19 protein-coding genes are annotated in these 21495 nt (G+C 59.3%); 7 read left to right on the top strand and 12 right to left on the bottom strand.

Annotation, left to right across the window (positions count from 1 at the left end):
* Nucleotides 1–45 precede the first annotated feature (45 nt).
* Together B723_RS15650 and B723_RS15645 are read right to left on the bottom strand one after the other, a co-directional pair.
* Nucleotides 46–837: an aldolase gene (locus tag B723_RS15650; RefSeq protein WP_017339680.1), complete on the bottom strand. Its 792-nt coding sequence runs from the start codon at nucleotides 835–837 to the stop codon at nucleotides 46–48.
* Nucleotides 838–854: 17 nt separating this feature from the next.
* Nucleotides 855–1559 (bottom strand): haloacid dehalogenase type II, encoded by a 705-nt coding sequence (locus tag B723_RS15645; RefSeq protein WP_017339681.1) that lies wholly within the window; start codon nucleotides 1557–1559, stop codon nucleotides 855–857.
* A 109-nt stretch (nucleotides 1560–1668) separates the two neighbouring features.
* Between B723_RS15645 and B723_RS15640 the strand changes: the two genes are divergently transcribed.
* A complete protein-coding gene (locus B723_RS15640) occupies nucleotides 1669–2511 on the top strand; it encodes a LysR family transcriptional regulator (protein ID WP_017339682.1) in 843 nt (280 codons plus the stop codon).
* A 51-nt stretch (nucleotides 2512–2562) separates the two neighbouring features.
* Here B723_RS15640 and B723_RS15635 read toward each other — a convergent pair whose 3' ends face one another.
* Entirely contained in the window at nucleotides 2563–2964 is a 402-nt protein-coding gene (locus tag B723_RS15635) for a hypothetical protein (RefSeq protein ID WP_017339683.1), read from the bottom strand.
* A gap of 107 nt (nucleotides 2965–3071) precedes the next feature.
* Entirely contained in the window at nucleotides 3072–4814 is a 1743-nt protein-coding gene (locus tag B723_RS15630; RefSeq protein WP_031319028.1) for a L,D-transpeptidase family protein, read from the bottom strand.
* Nucleotides 4815–4895: 81 nt separating this feature from the next.
* Here B723_RS15630 and B723_RS15625 point away from each other — a divergent pair, with 81 nt between their 5' ends.
* Nucleotides 4896–5600, top strand: coding sequence for a murein L,D-transpeptidase catalytic domain family protein (locus B723_RS15625; protein ID WP_017339685.1), 705 nt, complete (start codon nucleotides 4896–4898; stop codon nucleotides 5598–5600).
* Nucleotides 5601–5715: 115 nt separating this feature from the next.
* Here the strand turns inward: B723_RS15625 and B723_RS15620 are convergent, their stop codons facing one another.
* A complete protein-coding gene (locus B723_RS15620) occupies nucleotides 5716–6573 on the bottom strand; it encodes a LysR substrate-binding domain-containing protein (RefSeq protein ID WP_017339686.1) in 858 nt (285 codons plus the stop codon).
* A gap of 109 nt (nucleotides 6574–6682) precedes the next feature.
* Between B723_RS15620 and B723_RS15615 the strand changes: the two genes are divergently transcribed.
* From B723_RS15615 to B723_RS15605, 3 genes are all read left to right on the top strand, one after another.
* A complete protein-coding gene (locus tag B723_RS15615) occupies nucleotides 6683–7792 on the top strand; it encodes a 2-aminoethylphosphonate--pyruvate transaminase (RefSeq protein WP_017339687.1) in 1110 nt (369 codons plus the stop codon).
* Between the two features lie 166 nt (nucleotides 7793–7958).
* Complete coding sequence (phnX, locus tag B723_RS15610; RefSeq protein WP_017339688.1) at nucleotides 7959–8786, top strand: phosphonoacetaldehyde hydrolase; 828 nt, start codon at nucleotides 7959–7961, stop codon at nucleotides 8784–8786.
* A 178-nt stretch (nucleotides 8787–8964) separates the two neighbouring features.
* Nucleotides 8965–9513: a cytochrome b gene (locus B723_RS15605; RefSeq protein ID WP_017339689.1), complete on the top strand. Its 549-nt coding sequence runs from the start codon at nucleotides 8965–8967 to the stop codon at nucleotides 9511–9513.
* Between the two features lie 7 nt (nucleotides 9514–9520).
* Here B723_RS15605 and B723_RS15600 read toward each other — a convergent pair whose 3' ends face one another.
* Nucleotides 9521–10438 (bottom strand): 1-aminocyclopropane-1-carboxylate deaminase/D-cysteine desulfhydrase, encoded by a 918-nt coding sequence (locus B723_RS15600; protein ID WP_017339690.1) that lies wholly within the window; start codon nucleotides 10436–10438, stop codon nucleotides 9521–9523.
* A 189-nt stretch (nucleotides 10439–10627) separates the two neighbouring features.
* Nucleotides 10628–12667, bottom strand: coding sequence for an FAD-dependent oxidoreductase (locus B723_RS15595; RefSeq protein WP_017339691.1), 2040 nt, complete (start codon nucleotides 12665–12667; stop codon nucleotides 10628–10630).
* 210 nt (nucleotides 12668–12877) lie between these two features.
* Here B723_RS15595 and B723_RS15590 point away from each other — a divergent pair, with 210 nt between their 5' ends.
* On the top strand, nucleotides 12878–14008 hold the full coding sequence (locus B723_RS15590) for a carbon-nitrogen hydrolase family protein (RefSeq protein WP_017339692.1): 1131 nt from the start codon (nucleotides 12878–12880) through the stop codon (nucleotides 14006–14008).
* Between the two features lie 3 nt (nucleotides 14009–14011).
* Nucleotides 14012–15052, top strand: coding sequence for an AraC family transcriptional regulator (locus B723_RS15585; protein WP_017339693.1), 1041 nt, complete (start codon nucleotides 14012–14014; stop codon nucleotides 15050–15052).
* A 3-nt stretch (nucleotides 15053–15055) separates the two neighbouring features.
* Here B723_RS15585 and B723_RS33465 read toward each other — a convergent pair whose 3' ends face one another.
* From B723_RS33465 to lon, 5 genes are all read right to left on the bottom strand, one after another.
* A complete protein-coding gene (locus B723_RS33465) occupies nucleotides 15056–15202 on the bottom strand; it encodes a hypothetical protein (RefSeq protein WP_191623712.1) in 147 nt (48 codons plus the stop codon).
* Nucleotides 15203–15399: 197 nt separating this feature from the next.
* Nucleotides 15400–16209: a DUF2242 domain-containing protein gene (locus tag B723_RS15580; protein ID WP_017339694.1), complete on the bottom strand. Its 810-nt coding sequence runs from the start codon at nucleotides 16207–16209 to the stop codon at nucleotides 15400–15402.
* A gap of 232 nt (nucleotides 16210–16441) precedes the next feature.
* The gene (locus B723_RS15575) at nucleotides 16442–18313 is read right to left on the bottom strand and encodes a SurA N-terminal domain-containing protein (RefSeq protein ID WP_017339695.1); all 1872 of its coding nucleotides are present in this window, start codon (nucleotides 18311–18313) and stop codon (nucleotides 16442–16444) included.
* Between the two features lie 233 nt (nucleotides 18314–18546).
* Entirely contained in the window at nucleotides 18547–18819 is a 273-nt protein-coding gene (locus B723_RS15570) for an HU family DNA-binding protein (protein ID WP_002552737.1), read from the bottom strand.
* A gap of 147 nt (nucleotides 18820–18966) precedes the next feature.
* Nucleotides 18967–21363: an endopeptidase La gene (gene lon, locus B723_RS15565; protein ID WP_052909694.1), complete on the bottom strand. Its 2397-nt coding sequence runs from the start codon at nucleotides 21361–21363 to the stop codon at nucleotides 18967–18969.
* Between the last annotated feature and the right edge of the window lie 132 nt (nucleotides 21364–21495).

Below are 21495 nucleotides of genomic sequence, written 5' to 3'. Positions count from 1 at the left end.
AGGCATGGGCGAAGGCCCAAAACCCTTAATGTTTGCGAGCTTAGTCTACGGGATGGTGCGGGGCAATTGTCCTTTGGGCAGGCGTCGCATTGCACTGCGCAAATGTGCTTGAGCACTTTCTGCATCTCCCAGGCGCATTTGTTCGTAGGCACGTTGCGCAATGGCGGGAGGCACTGGCTTGAGATCGCGCTGGGTCGCCATCGCCATCAATTGCACCTGGGCGGCGCGTTCCAGGTAATACAGATCATCCCAGGCTTCGGCGATGGTCGGCCCTGCGATGATCACGCCGTGGTTCTTCAAAAACAGGACGTCGGCATTGCCCATGACGCTGGCAATCCGGTCACCTTCGGACTCATCGAGGGCCAGGCCGTTGTAATCCTCGTCCACCGCCGTACGCCCGTAGAATTTCAACGCTGTTTGCCCCAGCCACAATAGCGGCGGGCCTTGCAGTAAGCACAACGCCGTGGCGTGGGGCATGTGCGTGTGGAACGCCACTTTGACCCTCGGCAGCAGTTTGTGCAGGCGCGCATGGATGTAAAACGCGGTCGCCTCGGGCTGGCCTTCGCCGGCCACGACGTTGCCGTGGAAGTCGCAGACCAACAGGTTGTCCGCAGTGACTTCTGCAAACGCGTAGCCGTAGGGGTTCACGAAAAACAGATCATCGCGCCCCGGCACCATGGCGGAAAAGTGATTGCAGATCCCCTCCTCCAGCCCATGCAGTGCCGCCAGTTGAAAGCACGCCGCCAATTCCGAGCGCGCCGTGATGACAGCCGGCAAGTCCAGGTTCAGGTCGGTGTAACGGGCGGAACGGGAACCGCCTGCAAGAGTGTGTGCCATGACAATGACTCCGGGGTTTACCAGCCAAGGGATTCGAACAAGGGCAGGACTTGATCCAGCGCGCTCAATATCGCATCGGGTTGATAGTCGGGCAGCAATTGGCGACCGGTGCCGCGGTCGATCCACACGCAGCGAAAATGCATATCGCGCGCGGCGGTGTGGTCCAGCGTCGGGCTCGCGCAGATGTGCACCACCTGATCACGACTGACGCCCAGCTGCGCGTGAGCGTAGTCGAACAACCGCGGATCGGGCTTGTAGGCGCCGGCCTGCTGGGCGGTGATGACCCGATCGATGTGGCCACCGAGTTGCGCCACGTTGCCGGCGATGATGTCGTCATCGGTGTTGGACACGATGCACAACTTGAAGCCCATCGTCTTGAGCCGGGCAAGCGTGTCGATCACCTCGGGAAACGGCGGCATTTTCGGGATTGCCGCTGCCAGCCGTTGACTGTCTTCGTCCGAGCTCGCCAACCCCAGATCCTCCAGCGCCATTTGCAACCCAAGGCTGCTCAACTGCCGGAACGCACGATGCGGCGGTGTCTGCTCCAGCCGGTGTTCGTGCCGGTCATACACCTCGATCAGGCGATCGACATCGACGGTGTGATCACCCTTGTCGCGCAGGATCTGCGCGACCACGGCTTTCAAACCTTCATCCCATTGAATCAGCGTGCCGTAGCAATCGAAGGTCAGCCACTCGGGGCGTGGAGCGTTTTTGAGTGCCATGGTCATATCCTCTGAAAAGTGATCTTCAGGTTACGAGCGAACGGTGATAGTGTGAAATTAAATTAATATCGACTCGTCAGTGATAAATCGAATATCAAAGGAGCCCGCCATGCTCGATCTCGAACTGCTCAAGAGCTTCGTCTGCGTGGTGGACGAAGGCAGCTTCACCCGCGCTGCAGAACGCGTACACCGCACCCAATCCACCGTGAGCCAACAGATTCGCAAACTGGAAGAACTGGTCGGGCATGCGCTGCTGCTTCGCGACCGCACAGGACAGAACATCAGCGTCACCGAGCACGGCGAGCTGCTGATTCACTATGCCCGGCGGCTGTTGGCCCTGTCCTCGGAGGCGGTGGAAGCCCTCGCCAGTGATCTCGACCTGGAAATACTGCGCATTGGCGTACCGGAGGATTTCGATGCACGGCGTATGGCTGTGATCCTCGCCGGCTTCAACCGCAGCCGACCTGAAGCGCGGCTGGAAACCGTCAGCGGCATGAGCACCGATCTCAAGCAAAAGCTCGCGACGGGCGCCATCGACATTGCACTGGTCAAGCGTGAACCGGACAGCGGCCCAAGCTGGGCGGCGTGGCCGGAAGCGCTGGTGTGGGTCAAAGGTGCGGGGGTCGACTCCGCCCAGGGCGTCTTGCCATTGGCGCTGTTCCCACAAGGCTGCATTTATCGGCAACGGGCAATCCGCCTGCTGGATGTGGCACAGCGACCGTGGCGGGTTGCGTTTGGCAGCCACAGCCTGACGGGAATTCAGGCGGCGGTGGCGTCCGGATTGGGCCTGTCGGTGCTGCCCGCTTCGGCGGTGTTGCCAGAGCACACCGTGTGCACTGATCTGCCCGAATTACCGCCGACAGAATTGGCGCTGATCAGTCGCGAAGGCGCGCTGACCGGATTGCAGCGAGGGCTGGTGGAGTTTTTGCGGGAGGCGCTGGGCAAGGCATGAACAGGAGAAATGGGCGTGAGATGAACGCCCGTTTCTCTATGCGGCTCAACCTCAAGGCGTCAGTTTCAAGTGCGCGTTGACTCTGCCGCTCTTCGGATCGACAAACCAATACTCATTGTTAGCGGTCTTCACCTGACCGCATTCGGTTGGGTAGCCTTTCGCTTCAATACAAATCACCCCGTCCTTCAGCGTCCACTTTTCCTTCTCCGGTTTGTAGGGCGCCATCTCGAATGTCTCGACTCCGTTCGGCGCAAAACTCATCGAATAAGGGTGACTGCCTTCTCGGGTGGTTCCGTAAAATTTCCTTCCCACCAGCGTGCTGGTTATCTGCGCGTCATCAAGGGCCACCGCCGATGCAGGCACCGGCGGTGGCTCGTAGTTACTACGCGGAGTGGTTGCGCAGCCTGCCAGGCAGACCAACAGGATGGACGCGCCGAACTTTAATGAAGTCATGCCACACCTTCCTTGTAAGTACCGGAAGAATTTCCAGTAAATCAAAGATTAGGCGATGCTGTTTTGGCGCCCCGGCGCAAGTGCCGAACGGTTGACGGCCATTTCCCCTACGGCTGCCCAGTTCCCGCCGATGCTGTCGCCGCATGTAGATTCAACACCGGCATTTGCGAAGGTCGATTCAATGCCCGCAGCAAGGGTTCATCGTAGCCATACACATCCGGTTTGAATGAGACGCGCCCGTCGCTGCCCAGATCGACTGTCCAATAGGCCAACAACACCGGCACTTTCACCGGTAGCCGAATATTCTCGGTCTTGCCATTGGCCAGCTGTTTCTGAATACCGGCGCTGTTCCACTTAACCGGGTCGTTGAACAGCAACTCCACCAGTTGCAGCGGGTTCTCCACCCGGATGCAGCCCGAACTGGTCGCGCGGACAGTCTTGGCAAACAGCTCGCGATGCGGCGTGTCGTGAAGATAAATCGCGTAGTTGTTGGGAAAGCGGATGACCACCTGGCCCAATGAGCTATCGGGCCCGGCATCCTGGCGCAAACTGATGCCACGCGGGTTGGTCCAGTCAACGGCCGCAGGATCCAGTTCGTGGCCTTCGCGATCGATCACACGAATACGGTTGGCGGCCAGGTAGCCGGGATTGCTCTGGATCTTCGGCAGCACGTCTTCCTTGAGGATCGTCGGCGGCACCGTCCAGGTCGGATTAAACGTGACGTAGGTGATCTGCGCCTGAAAGATAGGCGTATTGCGCGCCGCTTTACCAACCTGCACCCGGGATCGCCAGATCGGCTGACCATCGCGGTACATCGCTACTTTGTAGCCGGCAATATCAACGATAACGAACGTGCCTTGAAGCTTGTAAAGCAGCCAGCGCGCCCGCTCCATGTTCACCCGAACCTGATCAATGCGTGCGTCAACGGGCACATTCAAAGCCGCCAGCGTCGTCGCCCCCGCTATCCCATCCGCTCCGAGGTATTGCTCGTTCTGATACTTTTTCACTGCGGCGGTGACGGCGCCATCGTACTTCGTACCATGGATCAATCGCGGATCGAGAAAACCTGCCGCGACCATCCTCGCGCGCAACTGCGCGACAGCCGGTTCGTCCATGCCAGGCTTGAGCGAATGGTCTCCAACCACTTGCGGCCAGCCGCCCCGGTCCCGAATACCACGCAATTGCGCCAGCGCCTGACGCAATCCCACGTACACCGCTTCTTGCGGCGGAGCGATGGCAAATGCCTTCGCTACATCGTGATTGTCGAGCGCCGCGAAGAAAGCATTGACGTCGTCGCGCGGGTCGACGCCATCGGCGTCAAAATTCCAATGAATGTCGAGCCGCGCGGGATCGACCTTGCCCCGCCGCAGCTGCAGCAGCGCGGTAATAAATGTATGCGTCGTCGCCAAATCAAAGGCCGCCCGTTGCTCGGGGGTGACGGGCGTAGTCTGCATCGTGGTCCGGGATCGGATCAGCTCATCAATATGAAAATCCGTCGGGTTCAAACCATCGGCGTCAGTCGCGCTCAAGCTGGCGATCAATTGTGCGACGTCGCGGTCATCGGTCCACGCTGCGCGATAAGCGCGATGCGTATAAAAATCCATCACCAGACGGCTGACATCCACCCGCCGATGACGCGGCGCGGTCAGCAACGGCGGAAACGCGGTTTTCAGCGGCTCAAGCGAGGTCTGAATCGCCTGACCGACGTTATCGCCTGCTTCCGCCTCGATAACGGAGCTAGGCGCAATTGTCGGCTCAATCGGCGAAGTTTCCGCAAGCGCTGTGCCGCTGATCAGAAAGCCCATAAAAAATACGCGGCTTATGACGAATAACCTTGTTAAAAGCACCATGGATAATCCTTAATCTCCCGCATTCAACGCCTGGCTTTCAATGCACTGCTAGACTCGAACTTAACATGATGAGACATCTATATGGCGCCACTACGTATTGGCTATCTGCTGCCGGCCCTGCTATTGACTGCAATGTCCGTACCGTTAGCCTACGCCGATTCGCTCGCGGCCGCCCTCATCAAAGCGGCCCCGAAAGCCAACGCCAACGTCATTAACCTCGCCGTTCGCGCCTCGCAATGCAGCATCGCCCAAGGCGCTGCGCCTGTCCAAAGACTTGCGGTGATCGATTATTCCCTGCCCTCGACCGAACAGCGCCTGTGGGTGTTCGATTTGAAGAAGCGCAAGTTGCTGTTTCATGAACTGGTCGCCCACGGCCGCAACAGCGGCGAGAACATGGCCGTCAATTTCTCCAATCAAAATGAAAGCTTTGCCACCAGTCTCGGGCTGTATCGCACGCAACAGAGCTATGTCGGGCAAAACGGTTATTCGCTGCGCATGGAAGGCCTGGAGCCGGGTTTCAACGACAATGCGTTTGACCGGGCAATCGTGATTCATGGAGCGCCTTACGTCAGCCCGGTGCTTGCACGGGCCAATGGCCGAATCGGCAGAAGCCTGGGCTGCCCGGCGGTACGGCCGGCGATTGCACACAAGCTGATTGATTCGATGAAAGACGGGCAGTTGCTGTTTTCGTACTACCCGGATCAGCGCTGGTTGAAGAAATCTTCGTACATCAATTGCGGTAGCGGGACCGTGGCCACGGCGTCGAAATCCACAACCAACCGTTGACGCTTACTGTCCAAGTGACAACGAGTGACCGGTACCCGCGACGATCCAAGCTCCCCAACACGACAAAATAATCGGTGGTGGGCAGCCCCTTTGTAGAAGCTGCAGAAGACAGCACCTACGGCGCCAACCCGAAAAACGCCTGTATCAACCTCAAGTCCCTGCGCCGCTCCATACACCCGATCATGTGCCGATTCACCAATCCCTCACCCATGATCGGCACCGCCGCTACCCGAGGGTCATGGCTGACTTCCACCGATGACACCACCCCGACCCCCAATTGCGCCGCGACCGCCTCGGTCACGGCCTCGCGACTGTCCAGCTCCAGCAACACCCGCGGGTTTACCTTGGCCTGAACACAGGCTTCATCAAACGTGCGCCGGGTGATCGAACCTGGCTCGCGCAATACCATGATGACCTGATCCAGTTCCTTGAGCTGCACGCCCTTCGACTTTTGTGCCCACGGATGACCGGCGGGCACCAGCGCACATATCCGCGACTCGCTCAGTGCCTGCAAATGCAAACCCTTGCGCGGCTCGACCTCCGTCAGCACTGCCACGTCGGCATGTTCCGATAACAACGCCGCGAGGGTTTCCTGGGCATTGCCCAGGCGCAGGTTCACGGTGATCCCCGGATAACGCACGCGCAAACTGGCCAGCATCGGCATGACCATGTGCGGCCCGTCCGCCGCCACTTCCAGGCGGCCGGTGAGCAACTGACGATTGGCCTCCAGCATTACCTGCGCTTCTTCAGCCAGACCAAACATCGCCCGAGTGATCGCTGCGAGTTTGGTGCCCTCCTCCGTCAGCTCCACCCGACGGGCGGTGCGCCGCAGCAAAGTGATCTGGTAGTGCTCCTCCAACGCCTTGATGTGCCCGGTGACTGCCGGCTGGCTAATGAACAGCCGCGCGGCGGCCCGGGTGAAGCTGCCCTCGCGGGCCACCGCATCAAAGGCGCGGAGCTGGAACAGGTTCATGAATAACCCTCACTGATGGCTGGCATAACAACAAACAATTTGATTGATAGCACGGCAAATTGCAATTTAAGCCCCGTAGCTTCATCCCATCGATTGCGAGGACACGAGAATGAGTACTGCCGAACCCATCCTGCTCACCCCCGGCCCGTTGACGACTTCGGCCCGCACCCGCCAGGCGATGATGGTCGACTGGGGTTCATGGGATGACCGCTTCAATCAACTGACCGCCAGCCTCTGCGAGCAATTGCTGGCGATCATCAACGGCGGCGACAGCCACCACTGCGTGCCTCTGCAAGGCAGCGGCACCTTCGCGGTCGAAGCGGCAATCGGCACGCTGGTGCCGCGTGACGGCAAAGTCCTGGTGCTGATCAACGGCGCCTACGGCAAACGCCTGGCGAAAATCTGCGAAGTGCTCGGCCGTTCCTTCAGCACGTTTGAAACCGCCGAAGACGAACCCACCACTGCCGCCGACGTTGACCGTCTGCTGCGGGCCGACGCCAGCATTACCCACGTCGCGCTGATTCACTGCGAAACCAGCACCGGCATCCTCAACCCGCTGCCGGAAATCGCCCAGGTCATTGCGCAACATGGCAAACGCCTGATCATCGACGCCATGAGTTCTTTCGGCGCGCTGCCGGTGGATGCGCAACAGGTGCCGTTCGACGCGCTGATCGCCGCTTCGGGCAAATGCCTGGAAGGCGTACCGGGGATGGGTTTCGTCTTCGCTCGCAAAGCATCGCTGGCCAATGCCGCCGGTAACTCGCACTCGCTGGCGATGGACCTTTTCGACCAGCACACCTACATGGCCAAGACCGGCCAGTGGCGCTTCACACCGCCGACCCACGTGGTCGCCGCGCTGCACGAGGCCCTGCTGCAATACAACGAAGAAGGTGGCTTGCCGGTCCGGCATCAGCGCTACGCCGACAACTGCAAAGTGTTGCTCGATGACATGGCGAAACTTGGCTTGCGCAGCTTCCTGCCCGCCGCCATCCAGGCGCCGATCATCGTCACTTTTCACGCGCCGAAAGACCCGCGCTACCAGTTCAAGGAATTCTACGAACGCGTCAAGGCCAAGGGTTTCATTCTGTACCCCGGCAAATTGACCCAGGTCGAAACCTTCCGCGTCGGCTGCATCGGCCACGTCAACCAGACCGAGATGCACGCGGCCGTGGCGGCGATTGCCGACGTGCTGCGCGAGATGGAAGTGTTAGAGATCTAAACCACACCGATTTCCCCTGGAGGAGCGGGCTTGCTCGCGAATACGGACTGACATTCAACATAAATGTCGCTCGCTGCACCGCTTTCGCGAGCAAGTCGAATCGTCGCACCGCCGCTCCCACCAAAAGCAGCTCCTCATTAATCAGTTGCCACAGGATTTGATCACCATGAACTACACAAACCCAACCAAACTCCAGGCCGCCATCCTCGACTGGGCCGGTACCGTCGTCGACTTCGGTTCCTTCGCTCCCACGCAGATTTTTGTCGAGGCCTTCGCCGAATTCGACGTCCAGGTGTCCATCGAAGAAGCCCGTGGTCCCATGGGCATGGGCAAGTGGGATCACATCCGCACCCTGTGCGATCAGCCGGCAGTCGCCGAACGCTATCGCAAGGCATTCGGCCGCACGCCGACCGATGATGACGTCACCGCCATCTACCAGCGCTTCATGCCGTTGCAGATCGAGAAAATCGCCGAGCACTCGGCACTGATTCCGGGCGCGCTGGACACTATTGCCAACCTGCGCCAGCAAGGGATCAAGATCGGCTCGTGCTCCGGTTACCCGAAACAGGTCATGGACAAAGTGGTCGAGCTGGCTGCCACCAACGGCTACATCGCTGATCACGTGGTGGCTACCGACGAAGTGCCTAACGGCCGTCCATGGCCGGCTCAGGCGTTGGCCAACGTCATCGCCCTGGGCATCGACGATGTTGCTGCTTGCGTGAAGATCGACGACACCGTGCCCGGCATTCTCGAGGGCCGTCGCGCCGGTATGTGGACCGTCGCGCTGATCTGCTCGGGCAACGCGCTGGGCCTTGACTACGAAGGTTATCGCGCCCTCGGCAGCGATCAACTGGCGAGCGAGCGCAAGCGTATCCACGCGCTGTTCGAAGGTTCGCGCCCGCACTACATGATCGACACCATCACCGATTTGCCGGAAGTGATCGCCGACATCAACAAGCGTCTGGCCAAGGGTGAAATGCCGCAAAGCTACTGATTCACCAGCCAAAGTGCCGCGTTCCTACAAGGGAACGCGGCGCTTTTTTTTGCTCGATCACCTGATCTAGAGCATTGAACCGCCACTGGCGTCAGGCAAACCCGGCGAAACAGGATTACAGTGAAAGTGCACCGTCGACCAAGAACGGTGGCTTGACCCGACCTGTGAGGAACACCGAATGCCGTGGAAAAACTCCGATTCACGCTACAGCACCGTCTCGATCACCCTGCACTGGTTGATGCTGGTCCTGCTGGCGCTGGTGTATGCCTGCATCGAATTTCGCGGGATCTTTCCTAAAGGCAGCGGTGGCCGAACGCTGATCACCGAATCGCACTTCATGCTGGGGCTGACTGTATTCGTGCTGGTCTGGCTCAGATTGTTCGCCCGCAGCCTCGGCCCGGCACCGCAGATCTTCCCCGCCTCACCGCACTGGCAAACCATCCTCGCCAGGTTGATGCACTGGGCGCTGTACATTTTCATGATCGCGATGCCGATCCTCGGTTGGCTGGTCACCAGTGCCAAGGGGCATCAGGTGATGTTCTATGGCTTTGACTTGCCGCTGCTGGTGTCAGAGGACAAGGCGCTGGCCAGGCAGATCGAAGGCTGGCATGTGCTCGGCGGCACCATCGGTTATTGGCTGATCGGGCTGCACGCCGTGGCGGGGCTCTATCATCACTATGTGGTGGGCGATAACACCTTGTTGCGGATGATGCCCAAGCGCGGTTGAACGCCTTTTATTGAAGCCCGCGGCGGCCCTGCAAGCCGCCGGTGTGGACAAAGATCAGGCGAGTGCCCTTGGCAAATCGACCCGCCTCGACGTGCTGTTTGAGCGCCAACAGCGCTTTGCCCGTATACAGCGGCTCGAGGGGAATGCCGCTGGCCTGTTCGGTCTGCGCGATGAAGTCCAGTAACAACGGATCGACTTTGGCGAAGCCGCCGCGACTGGCGTCAAACAGTTCACACACCGGGTCGCGCAAGCCTGCTTCTTGCACAATCGATTCGACCTGCTGCGCCACACCATGGTCGTCGGGCACAGCAAGCGCGCCGTAAACCGGATGCTCCCCCGCTTCGGCCAGCACCAGGCCGGCCAGCGTGGTGCCGGTTCCACAGGCGAGCCACCAACCGTCGTAGCCGCTCCAGCCCAGACTGTTCAGTTGCTCACTGGCCATCACCTTCAGCCGCATGCAGCCCTTTGCGCCGGGCAATCCTCCGCCACCTTCGGGCACCGGAAGCAGATCGGGATATTGCGCCCGCCAGGGTTCCCAGAAACCCGCCTCGTGCCGCGCGCGATAACCACCATAACCGAGCCAGTGCAACTGCATGCCGAATGCTTGCAAGTCTTTGACCGTAGGGGTTTCTTGCGGATGACCGCGCAGCAAACCCACCGTTTTGAACCCGAAGCGTTTGCCGGCAGCCGCCAGTGCATGCAGATGATTGGAATGAGCACCGCCCAGGCTGATGATGCCTTCGGCACCGGCGAGGTCGGCGGCTTTGAGGTGTTCGATGAGCTTGAACCACTTGTTGCCGCTGATCAGAGGGTCGATCTGGTCGAGGCGCAGGATGGCGAGTTCGATGCTCGATCGGCTTAGCCAATCAAGACGAAGGGGTTCGAGCGGGGCTTGGGGTAGCCAGTCACTGGGAGGGAGAAACATCGATGCCGGCTCTGGGTAAACAGCCAGCATCTTAGCAGCCAATTTGTGGCGAGGGAGCTTGCGCCCGCTGGAGTCCGAAGGACTCCTTTTATCAGCAATGGTGTTGTGTCAGGTTAATCACCATCACTGATTTACGGCTGCTGCGCAGCCGAGCGCGAGCAAGCTCCCTCGCCACAGGGATTGCGGTGATTACAACTGCGCAGCCAACCGCGAGCCCTGATTGATCGCCCGCTTCGCGTCCAGCTCTGCCGCCACGTCCGCGCCGCCAATCAAATGCACGTTCTGCCCGGCCGCGACCAACCCGTCGTGCAACTCACGCAACGGATCCTGCCCGGCGCAAATCACGATGTTGTCCACCGCCAGCACTTGCGGCTCGCCGGTTTCACCAATGCGAATGTGCAAGCCTTCGTCATCGATCTTCAAGTATTCGACGCTGTTGAGCATCTGCACCTGCTTGTTCTTCAGACCCGTGCGGTGAATCCAGCCGGTGGTCTTGCCCAGGCCGTCGCCGACCTTGGATTTCTTGCGTTGCAGCAGGAACACTTCACGGGCCGGCGCATGCACTTCGGCCTTGACGCCGGCCACACCACCACGGGCTTCCAGATGCGTGTCGATGCCCCACTCTTTCCAGAACGCTTCGCGGTCGAGGCTGGTGGCCACGCCTTGATGCACCAGGAATTCCGACACATCAAAACCGATACCGCCCGCGCCGATGACCGCGACACGTTTACCCACCGGTTTGCGTTGCAGAATCACATCGAGGTAGTTCAGCACCTTGGCGTTCTCGACACCCGGAATCGCCGGCGTTCTTGGAGCAATACCGGTCGCCAGAATGATCTCGTCGTAACCGCCTTCCACCAGTTTCGCCACGTCAACGCGGGTGTTCAGGCAGACCTCGACGTTGGTGGTCTGCAACTTGCGGTTGAAGTAGCGCAGGGTTTCAAAGAACTCTTCCTTGCCCGGCACGCGCTTGGCGATGTTGAACTGGCCGCCGATTTCGCTGGCCGAATCGAACAGCGTCACCTGATGGCCACGTTCGGCAGCCACGGTTGCAGCCGACAGACCCGCAGGGCCGGCACCGACCACCGCGACCTTCTTGATCTGCTGCACCGGCAGGTAATTGAGTTCGGTCTCATGACAGGCCCGCGGGTTGACCAGGCACGTGGTCAACTTGCCGCCGAACGTGTGATCGAGGCACGCCTGGTTGCAACCGATGCAGGTGTTGATTTCATCGGCACGGCCCGCGGCGGCCTTGTTGACGAAGTCCGGGTCGGCCAGGAATGGCCGCGCCATCGACACCATGTCGGCATCGCCTTCCGCCAATATCTGCTCGGCCACTTCCGGGGTGTTGATACGGTTGGTGGTGATCAGCGGAATGCTCACCGAGCCACGCAATTTGGCGGTGACCTTGCTGAACGCCCCACGCGGCACTTTGGTGGCGATGGTCGGAATCCGCGCTTCGTGCCAGCCGATACCGGTGTTGATGAGGGTCGCGCCGGCCTGCTCGATGGCCTTGGCCAGCGTCACGATTTCTTCCCAGGTGCTGCCGCCCTCCACTAGGTCGAGCATCGACAGACGGAAGATAATGATGAAATTCGGGCCAACGGCTTCGCGCACGCGACGGACGATTTCCACCGGCAGGCGCATACGGTTTTCGTAGCTGCCGCCCCAACGGTCGGTGCGGTGGTTGGTGTGGGCCGCGAGGAACTGGTTAATGAAATAACCTTCGGAGCCCATGATCTCGACGCCGTCGTACTCGGCTTTTTGCGCCAGGGCCGAGCAGGTGACGAAATCGTTGATCTGCTTCTCGATGCCCTCCTCGTCCAGCTCCTTGGGCTTGAACGGGTTGATCGGCGCCTGGATGGCGCTCGGCGCAACCTGTTTCGGGCTGTAGGCATAACGACCGGCGTGAAGAATCTGCATGCAGATCTTGCCGCCCGCCTCGTGCACCGCTCGGGTCACGATCTGGTGTTTGAGCGCTTCTTCTTCAGTGGTCAGCTTGGCCGCGCCAGAGTACACACCGCCTTCGTCGTTCGGGCCGATACCCCCCGTGACCATCAGGCCAACGCCGCCACGGGCACGTTCGGCGAAGTAGGCAGCCATACGCTCGAAACCGCCGGGTTTCTCCTCCAGACCAGTGTGCATCGAGCCCATCAGGGTACGGTTGCGCAGCGTGGTAAAACCCAGGTCAAGCGGGGCCAACAGGTGCGGGTAATGAGCGGCGGTCATCGGTAACTCCACAACGAGCGATCACGGAAAAAGTGTGGGCGCTCTTTGGCGCCCCTCTGTCTTGTGTAACAGACTATGAGCACTCCCCCGGCCGCTCAATGACCGTAACTGACAACTTATTGATCCAAATGCGCAGCAGCCCTTGGCAAGCGCCGACATGAGCCCTACCCTAGTCAGCGAACCCTGCAAACGGCCGTCGACTGTTTTCCCATGCGCAAACTTCTGTACCTGACTTTCTCCATGGCATTGATTGCCGCCCTGACAACCTACGCCATGTGGGCCGCGGACCGTCCGGTGGGTCATTACCTGTCGGACCTGCGAATCGATCTCGCCATCGATCAAGGCACCCCTGCCGATCGCGGCAACCTGCTGGGCATCCAGCCGGAACTCTTCCCCACCGACTATCAAAGCGCCGAACGCCTGCACCGCAAACTCGCGGCCTATCTGCAGAAAGCCCAGGAACAGGGCTTGTTGAATGAAAAAACCATCGTCGTGCTGCCTGAACATGTCGGCACCTGGTTGATGGTCAGTGGCGAAAAAGACGAGCTGTACCAGGCCACCACCATCAAGGAAGCCATGAACTGGCTGGCGGTGAGCAATCCCTTGCAGTTCGTCCGCGCCCTGATCAGCGCCAAGGGCGACAACCGCCTGGACGATGCGCACCTGCGCATGAAAGCCAAAGGCATGGCCAAGGAGTACCAGGCGCTGTTCGGTGGTCTGGCGAAAGAATTTCACGTGACACTGGTGGCGGGCTCCATCGTGCTGCCTGAGCCGAGCATCATCGACGGCACCCTGAAAATCGGTCGCGGCGCGCTGTACAACAGCAGCGTGGTGTTCGGTCGCGATGGTCTGCCGATTGGCCAGCCACAGCGCCAGATGCACCCGATTTTCGCCGAGCATGATGTAATCGAAGCAAATGGCGAACACACGCTCAGCGTCGTCGACACCCCGGCCGGCCGTCTGGGCGTGCTGATCGGTAGCGACAGTTGGTACCCGGGCAACTACCGCAAACTCGACGATCAGGGTGCGCAGTTGGTCGCGGTACCGGCGTTCGTCAGTGGTCGCGGGACCTGGGACAAGCCATGGCGCGGTTACAAAGGTTTGTCGACGCCCGGCTCCGTCAGTCTCAAGGCTGGCGAGCTCAGCGAAGGCCAGGCCTGGCATCGCCTGACACTGACCGCTCAACCGCCCAGCAGCCAGGCCATTGCCGGCGTGAGTGTGTTCCTGCGCGGGCAATTCTGGGATCAGGGCAGCGCCGGGCAGAGCTTTCTCAGCAGCAACGGCCAGCATTTCGTCGGTGGAAATGTCCGTGGCGCGCGCTTGCTGAATCTTTGGTTGTAAGCCATGAAACCGTTGCCGATGCGTCTGGGCGATTTGTCGGTCGGCTTTGTTCATAGCCTGGCCGACGCGGTGCGCAGTCACGGCATCGATCCTCAGCCCCTGCTCGACCAGTATGGCCTCGACCCCGCGCGGCTTGGCGAAGCCTGCGCCCGGCTGTCGATCCCGCGTTACATGCGCCTGGGCCACGGCGCGATTCAACTGACCGACAACCCGGCGCTGGGTTTGCGCATGGGCCAGCTCAGCCGTCTGAGCCAGGCCGGCCTGGCCGGAGTCACCGCCGCGCAGGCGCCGACAGTACGGGAAGCGGCACGTTGCCTGATTCGCTTCGAAGCCTTGTACGGCTCCAACTATCGCGGTCAATCGAGCTTCCACGAAGACGCCCAAGGCGCCTGGCTGCGGTTCTATTCCATCAGTCCTTACAACGCCTACAACCGCTTCGTGGTGGATTCGATCATCGCCGGATGGTTGCAGCAATTGTCCAGCGTCAGCCCTGTTCCCTTGAGCGCCGAACGCATCGAAATCGAATTCGACGAACCGGATTACCACGACGCTTATGCGGTGCTGGGCGATTGCCCAATCCAGTTCAGCGCCGAACAGAACCAGCTGCGCCTGAGCCTGGACAGCCTCGCCCAGCGCAACCCGCTGCACTGCCCGAGTACGTGGCGGCACCTGTTGCAACTGTGTGAACGGGAACTGGAACAACTGACACGCACCCGCAGCCTGCGTGAACGCATCACTCAGTTACTGGGGCCGTTGCTCAATGGTGGCCGGGAACCCGACCTGGAAGAAGTGGCGGCACGCCTGAAGCTGCCTACCTGGACCTTGCGCCGCAAACTCGCCGAGGAAGGCACGCAGTTTCGTGCAATTCTCAACGACACCCGTCGCGACCTGGCCATGACCTACATTCGTGACACCGAACTGGCGTTCGGTGAAATCGCCTACCTGCTGGGCTTTGCCTCAGCGGAAGCGTTTCAACGCGCTTTCAAACGCTGGAGCGGCCAGACTCCCGGCGAATTTCGCCGCAGTCACCGCCAATCCGCCTGACGCTTACAGCTCGGTAGCGTCTTCGGCGGGTTCCAGCGGGTCCAGTTCAAACGCCTGAAACTCGAGCAGCTCTTCTTGATAATCGTCCATTGTGAATCTCCCACAGCTCATTGAAAAAACGCTTGAATAAATGACCAGCGCCTTGAGCATAAAGTGCCCGAGTGAAAGAAAAATGACGCAGGCACGACGCTTCGTCGCTACTGAATAAAACGTAGCAGGCGGTCAGGAATTTATCACAGGATTTTTTCGATACAGGCTGCAGGAATACGGCCTGGGTTGACGCGGATCAATTGAACGCTGTTCCGGGATCAACGAGCTGTGGGCTGATCCCGGAACGTCAGGAGCGATTACTGGCTGGTGACCGGCATGGCTGGAATCGGTTCGCTCGGAGGAGGCAAATCCGACTGCGGCGGTGGCGTGACGTTTTCCGTCGACGGCGCCGATTCAGTGTTTTCGGCCGGGGCAACCGGTGCGGGTTCTGGTGGGGGTGCAACCGGCTCCGCGGCTGGTGCCGGTGCAGGTTCTGCGGCGGGCGCAGGCTCCGGCGCCAATGCCGCCGGTGCGGCCTTGGTTTCAGGCACGCCCAGGTCGGTTTTCGGCTTCTCGACGATGTGCGCGGCTTTTTTCGCTTCCGGCGGCAGGAACAATTCCACCAGGGTGAAGAAGCGCTCGTAGAACTTCGCCGACGATACGGTTTCGCTGGCAACCTTGACCATCGAATCATCGGACGAGCCGATCGGCATCGATACCGAACCCAGCACGCCCACGCCAAGGCTGGCGGAATTGTTGGTTTTCTTCAGCGCATAGCGATCCTGCAGTGCGTTGGCAAACATGGTGGCGTGGTGACCTTCGCTGCCATCATCGGCACAGACCACACTGAAACTGATCTCCATGTGGGTATCGCCAGTCTGCTGGAAGCTTTTGTGACCACTGATCAGTTTCGGATCGCTGCTGGTAATGATGTAGCCCTGACTGAGCAACGCCCGACGGGCGGCTTCGCAGGTTTGCGCATCGGTCACCGGATAGTTGCGCGAAAACGTTCCGGAGTCGTCGAAGTTCTCATGCTCATAGATGGGGGCTTTTTTCGACGAGCAACCGGCCGCGGCCGCCAGCACCAGAGCCAGCCCGACAACCCGCACGGGAAATGATTTAAACATTGAACATCCTGAAGAAAACGGTCCGGGGCGTATTGTGCAACAGATCGATGCTTAGCGTCGCACCGATTAGTGTCTTGAAACAGTTACAAGTGTAATGACTGCCATTTACAGGAAAAAGTCGTTCAGTAAAAAACCAGGCGACGGGGAGCGCCTGCCCACTTTTCCGTCACCCACAAAAAACCCCGGATTTTCGGCCGGGGTCTTTGTGTTGCGCGGGAAACTCAGTCAGGCATCAGAAACGCTTGATGTCCGCTTCGGCTTCCAGCTGCTTGCGGTAAGCCGCAAAGTCTTGCTGGCCAATGCGCGAGGCGAGGAAGCGACGGTATTGAGCCTTCTCTTCTTCGGTCGGCGCAGCGGCTTCATTGACGCCGTTCAGGCGCACGATCACCAGGCTACCATCGGCCAGGGTCACGCTGCCGAAGGTCGGCTTGTCTTTGGCGGCTGGTTTAGGCATGCGGAACAGCGCTTGCAGCACAGTCGGGTCGATCCCTTCCTGAGCGCGTGTCGCTGCTGCGGTGACTTTCCAGCTCTGACCCTCAATCGCCTTGTCCAGTGGCGCCTTGCCTTCGCGCAGGCTGGCGATCAGCTCGTCAGCCTTGGTCTTGGCGGCAGCACTGGCGTGCTCCTTGGCCAATTGCCCTCGGATGGCGGCAGACACGCTTTCCAGCGGCAATTGCGCAGGCTTCAAGTGCTCCTTGGCGCGCAACACGATCACGGTTTCCGGATCGAGTTCGATGGCGGTGCTGTTGGCACCCTCATCCAGCACTTCAGGACTGAACGCGGCAGTGATCACCGCACGGTTGGCTGTCACGCCTTCGCCACCTTCCCGGCCGAACGGCTTGGAGGTGTGAATGGTCAGTTTCAGGTCCTGTGCCGGCTGAGCCAGATCGGAGGACTCAAACGACGAGTCTTCCAGCTGCTTGGTCGCCTCGACGAAACGCTGCTCGACCTGCTGGGTTTTCAGTTCACGGGTCAGCTTGTCTTTCAGGCTGGCGAGGGTCGGAACTTCCGGAGCCTCGACGCCCAACAGCTTGATCAGGTGGAAACCGAAATCAGTGCGGACCGGTGCCGAAACCTGATCCTTGGCCAACGCGTACAGCGCTGTTTCGAAGGCCGGATCGTAGACACCAGGACCTGCGTAGCCGAGGTCACCACCGTTGTTCGCCGAACCCGGGTCCTGGGAGAACTCCTTGGCCAGGGCTTCGAACTTCTCGCCTTTGGCCAGACGGGCCTGGACTTCTTCGATTTTGGCCTTGGCTTGCGCCTCGGTCACCTTATCGTTCACTTCGATCAGAATGTGCGCCGCCCGGCGTTGCTCGGACAGGTTCGCGATTTCTTTCTGATACGCCGCCTGCAGGTCTTCGTCCTTGACGGTGACCTGATCGAAGAAGGAAGACTTCTTCAACTCGAGGTAATCAATGATCACCTGATCCGGCGTCATGAACTCCTTGGCGTGTTCGTCGTAGTAGGCCTTGACCTCATCGTCGGTCAGCTTCACAGCCGCCGGGTCAGCCTTGACGTTCAGGGTCGCGAAATCGCGGGTCTGTTTTTCCAGACGGGCGAAGGCCAGAACCTGTGCGTCGGTGACGAAACCGCTACCTGCCAGACCCGCGCGCAGCTGACCGATCAGCATTTCCTGAGCCAGCATCTGGCGGAATTGCATGCGGCTGTAGCCGAGCTGACGAATAACCTGATCGAAACGCTCGGAGCTGAACTTGCCGTCCACCTGGAACTCAGGGGTTTGCAGGATCACTTGGTCCAAAGCCGCTTCGGAAAAAGCGAATTTCGAGTTTTCTGCGCCTTGCAGCAGCAGTTTGCGGTCGATCAAGCCTTTGAGGGCCGATTCGCGCAGCATTTTTTCGTCGAGCAAGGAAGCATCGAAATCCTTGCCCAGCTGTTGCATGAGCTGACGGCGTTGCATATCGACCGCCTGGCTCAGCTCGTTCTGGCTGATTTCCTCGCCGTTGACCTTGGCCGCATCGTTACGATGGGTAGTGGCCTGAAAAATGGCGTCGAAACCGGTCAAAGCCATCAGTGCAACGATGACCCCGATAATGGTCTTGGCAATCCAGCCTTGTGAATTGTCCCTGATATTCTGCAGCATGCGTCCCCCAGAAACGGTTGAACTTCAAAATTAGGCAACCGTGGAGCGTGGGTAGAATCCGGATAGAAGAAAGGCGCATCCGAGGATGCGCCTTCTCGTAACTGGCGGAACGGACCAAGGGTTCGAACTTGCGACCCTCGGCGTCTCGGACCGGCGACTCGCCGACTGGACTACCGCTCCGCTGCCAGGTCAGGCATGACCCCGACCCGGATAGGCAAAAACCTGAATCGAACTTAGTTGACAGCTTCTTTCAGTGCTTTACCGGCTTTGAAACCTGGTTTTTTGGCTGCTGCGATTTCCAGTGTCTTACCGGTCTGTGGGTTACGACCAATGCGAGCTGGACGATCAGTCACGGAGAAAGTACCGAAACCAACCAGAACAACAGAGTCGCCAGCCTTGAGAGCGCCAGTGACGGATTCGATTACAGCGTCCAGCGCACGGCCAGCAGCAGCTTTCGGGATATCAGCGGATGCAGCGATAGCATCAATCAGTTCCGACTTGTTCACTCTAAGTCCCCTTATATCTATTTGAGTATGATTCTAAGTTTTTTGGTGAAAGCAAAAACGAGTGCTGAATGGCCTACAGACACTTAAGAGCCGCTTTATAACAAGGGCTCTAAAAAGCTGTCAACAAGCCCCCCAGGCAAATGCGTACTAATGCGTGCTAATTCTTTCCTTAGAGTCAGACTCGCGTTTTTCATCCTTTGCAACTATCTCCGGAGCTACATCGGGCAAGGGCTCCGGCGCGTATTGCAGCGCAATTTGCAGGACCTCGTCAATCCATTTAACCGGTTTAATCTGCAGATCTTGCTTGATATTGTCAGGAATTTCCTTCAGATCGCGTACGTTCTCTTCAGGAATGATCACCGTTTTGATCCCGCCACGGTGAGCCGCAAGCAGTTTTTCTTTCAGACCACCAATCGCCAGCACTTGACCGCGCAGGGTGATTTCACCCGTCATGGCCACGTCAGCACGCACCGGAATGCCGGTCAATGCCGACACCAGGGCCGTGCACATGCCTACACCGGCGCTAGGGCCATCCTTCGGGGTGGCCCCTTCCGGCATGTGGATGTGCGTGTCGCGCTTCTCGTGGAAGTCCAGGGGAATCCCCAGGCTCTTCGCGCGGCTGCGGACAACGGTCAACGCGGCAGTGATCGATTCGACCATCACGTCACCCAGCGAACCGGTCTTTATCAGTTGCCCTTTGCCTGGTACCACAGCGGCTTCGATGGTCAGCAACTCGCCGCCCACTTGAGTCCATGCCAGCCCGGTCACTTGACCGATCTGATCCTGCGATTCAGCCAGGCCATAGCGGAATTTGCGCACGCCGAGGAAGTGTTCCAGCATGTCGGCAGTGACCTTCACCGAGAAGCGTTTTTCCAGCGCATGCTCTTTGACCGCCTTGCGGCAAACCTTGGCAATCTGGCGCTCCAGTCCACGTACACCGGCTTCGCGGGTGTAGTAGCGGATGATGTCGCGGATCGCTTCGGCGTCGAATTCCAGCTCGCCTTTCTTCAGACCGTTGGCCGTGATCTGCTTCGGCGAAAGGTATTTGACGGCGATGTTGATCTTTTCGTCTTCGGTGTAGCCCGGCAGACGAATCACTTCCATCCGGTCGAGCAGCGCCGGCGGAATGTTCATGGAGTTCGAGGTGCACAGGAACATCACATCGGACAGGTCGTAGTCGACTTCCAGATAGTGATCGTTGAAGTTGTGGTTCTGCTCCGGATCGAGCACTTCCAGCAACGCCGACGCTGGATCGCCGCGCATGTCGCTGCCCATTTTGTCGATTTCATCGAGCAGGAACAGCGGGTTGCGGACGCCCACTTTTGTCATTTTTTGAATCAATCTTCCTGGCATCGAACCGATATAAGTCCGGCGATGACCACGGATTTCCGCTTCATCGCGCACACCGCCGAGGGCCATGCGTACGAATTTGCGGTTGGTCGCATGAGCAATCGACTCCGCCAGGGAGGTTTTACCCACACCAGGAGGACCGACCAGGCACAACACAGGACCTCGAATCTTCTTCACGCGCTTTTGCACGGCGAGGTACTCGAGGATCCGCTCTTTGACTTCTTCCAGACCGTAGTGGTCCGCGTCGAGGATATCTTCAGCACGTGCCAGGTCCAGGCGCACTTTGCTCTGCGCCTTCCACGGCACCTGAACCAGCCAGTCGATATACGAACGCACCACGGTGGCTTCCGCGGACATTGGCGACATCTGTTTCAGCTTGTTCAGTTCGCCCTGGGCCTTGGCCAGGGCATCTTTCGGCAGGCCAGCAGCATCGATGCGCTTTTTCAGCTCTTCGATTTCGTTGTGGCCTTCGTCGCTGTCGCCGAGTTCTTTCTGAATGGCCTTCATCTGCTCATTCAGGTAGTACTCGCGCTGGCTGCGCTCCATTTGTTTTTTGACGCGGCCGCGAATGCGCTTTTCGACTTGCAGCAGATCGATCTCGGCATCCAGCAACGCCAGGACGTGCTCGACCCGGGCCGACAAATCGATGATTTCGAGGATCTCCTGCTTCTGCTCGATTTTCAGGGCCATATGTGCGGCCATGGTGTCGACCAGGCGGCCTGGCTCGTCGATGCTGTTGAGCGACGACAGGACCTCAGCGGGGACTTTCTTGCCCAGCTGCACATATTGTTCGAACTGAGCCAGCAGGCTGCGGACAAACACTTCCGACTCGCGTTCAGGCGCGTCGACTTCGTCGATCAATGAGACTTCGGCACGGCAGTGGCCGTCCACTTCGCTGAAGCGCTCCACAGCGCCCCGCTGCTCACCTTCGACCAGAACCTTGACCGTGCCGTCAGGCAGCTTGAGCAGCTGCAGAACGGTAGCAATCGTACCTACGCGATAGAGTGCATCTTCACCGGGATCATCGTCAGCAGGATTTCTCTGAGCCAGCAGAAGGATCTGCTTGTCGCCCGTCATCGCAGCCTCGAGGGCTTCGATGGATTTCTCGCGCCCCACGAACAGCGGGATAACCATGTGCGGATAAACCACAACATCACGCAATGGCAGGAGAGGCAATTCGATGGTTGTCTTCATGATTTCGCCTCTACGGCGGCCATAAGGCCGTAAACAGATGGAAGTAAGCTTGAAACCAAGATGGGGGCTGCCTTCAAAAAAAACAAGCGCAAAGACAGGGTTAAAACGCGCAAAAAGCAAAGGGGCCCGAAG

The sequence above is a fragment of the Pseudomonas fluorescens NCIMB 11764 genome (assembly GCF_000293885.2).
Classification (GTDB): Bacteria; Pseudomonadota; Gammaproteobacteria; order Pseudomonadales; family Pseudomonadaceae; genus Aquipseudomonas; species Aquipseudomonas fluorescens_B.
Note: the sequence above shows the minus strand (reverse complement) of the source record. Positions and strands in the feature narration are given on the sequence as shown.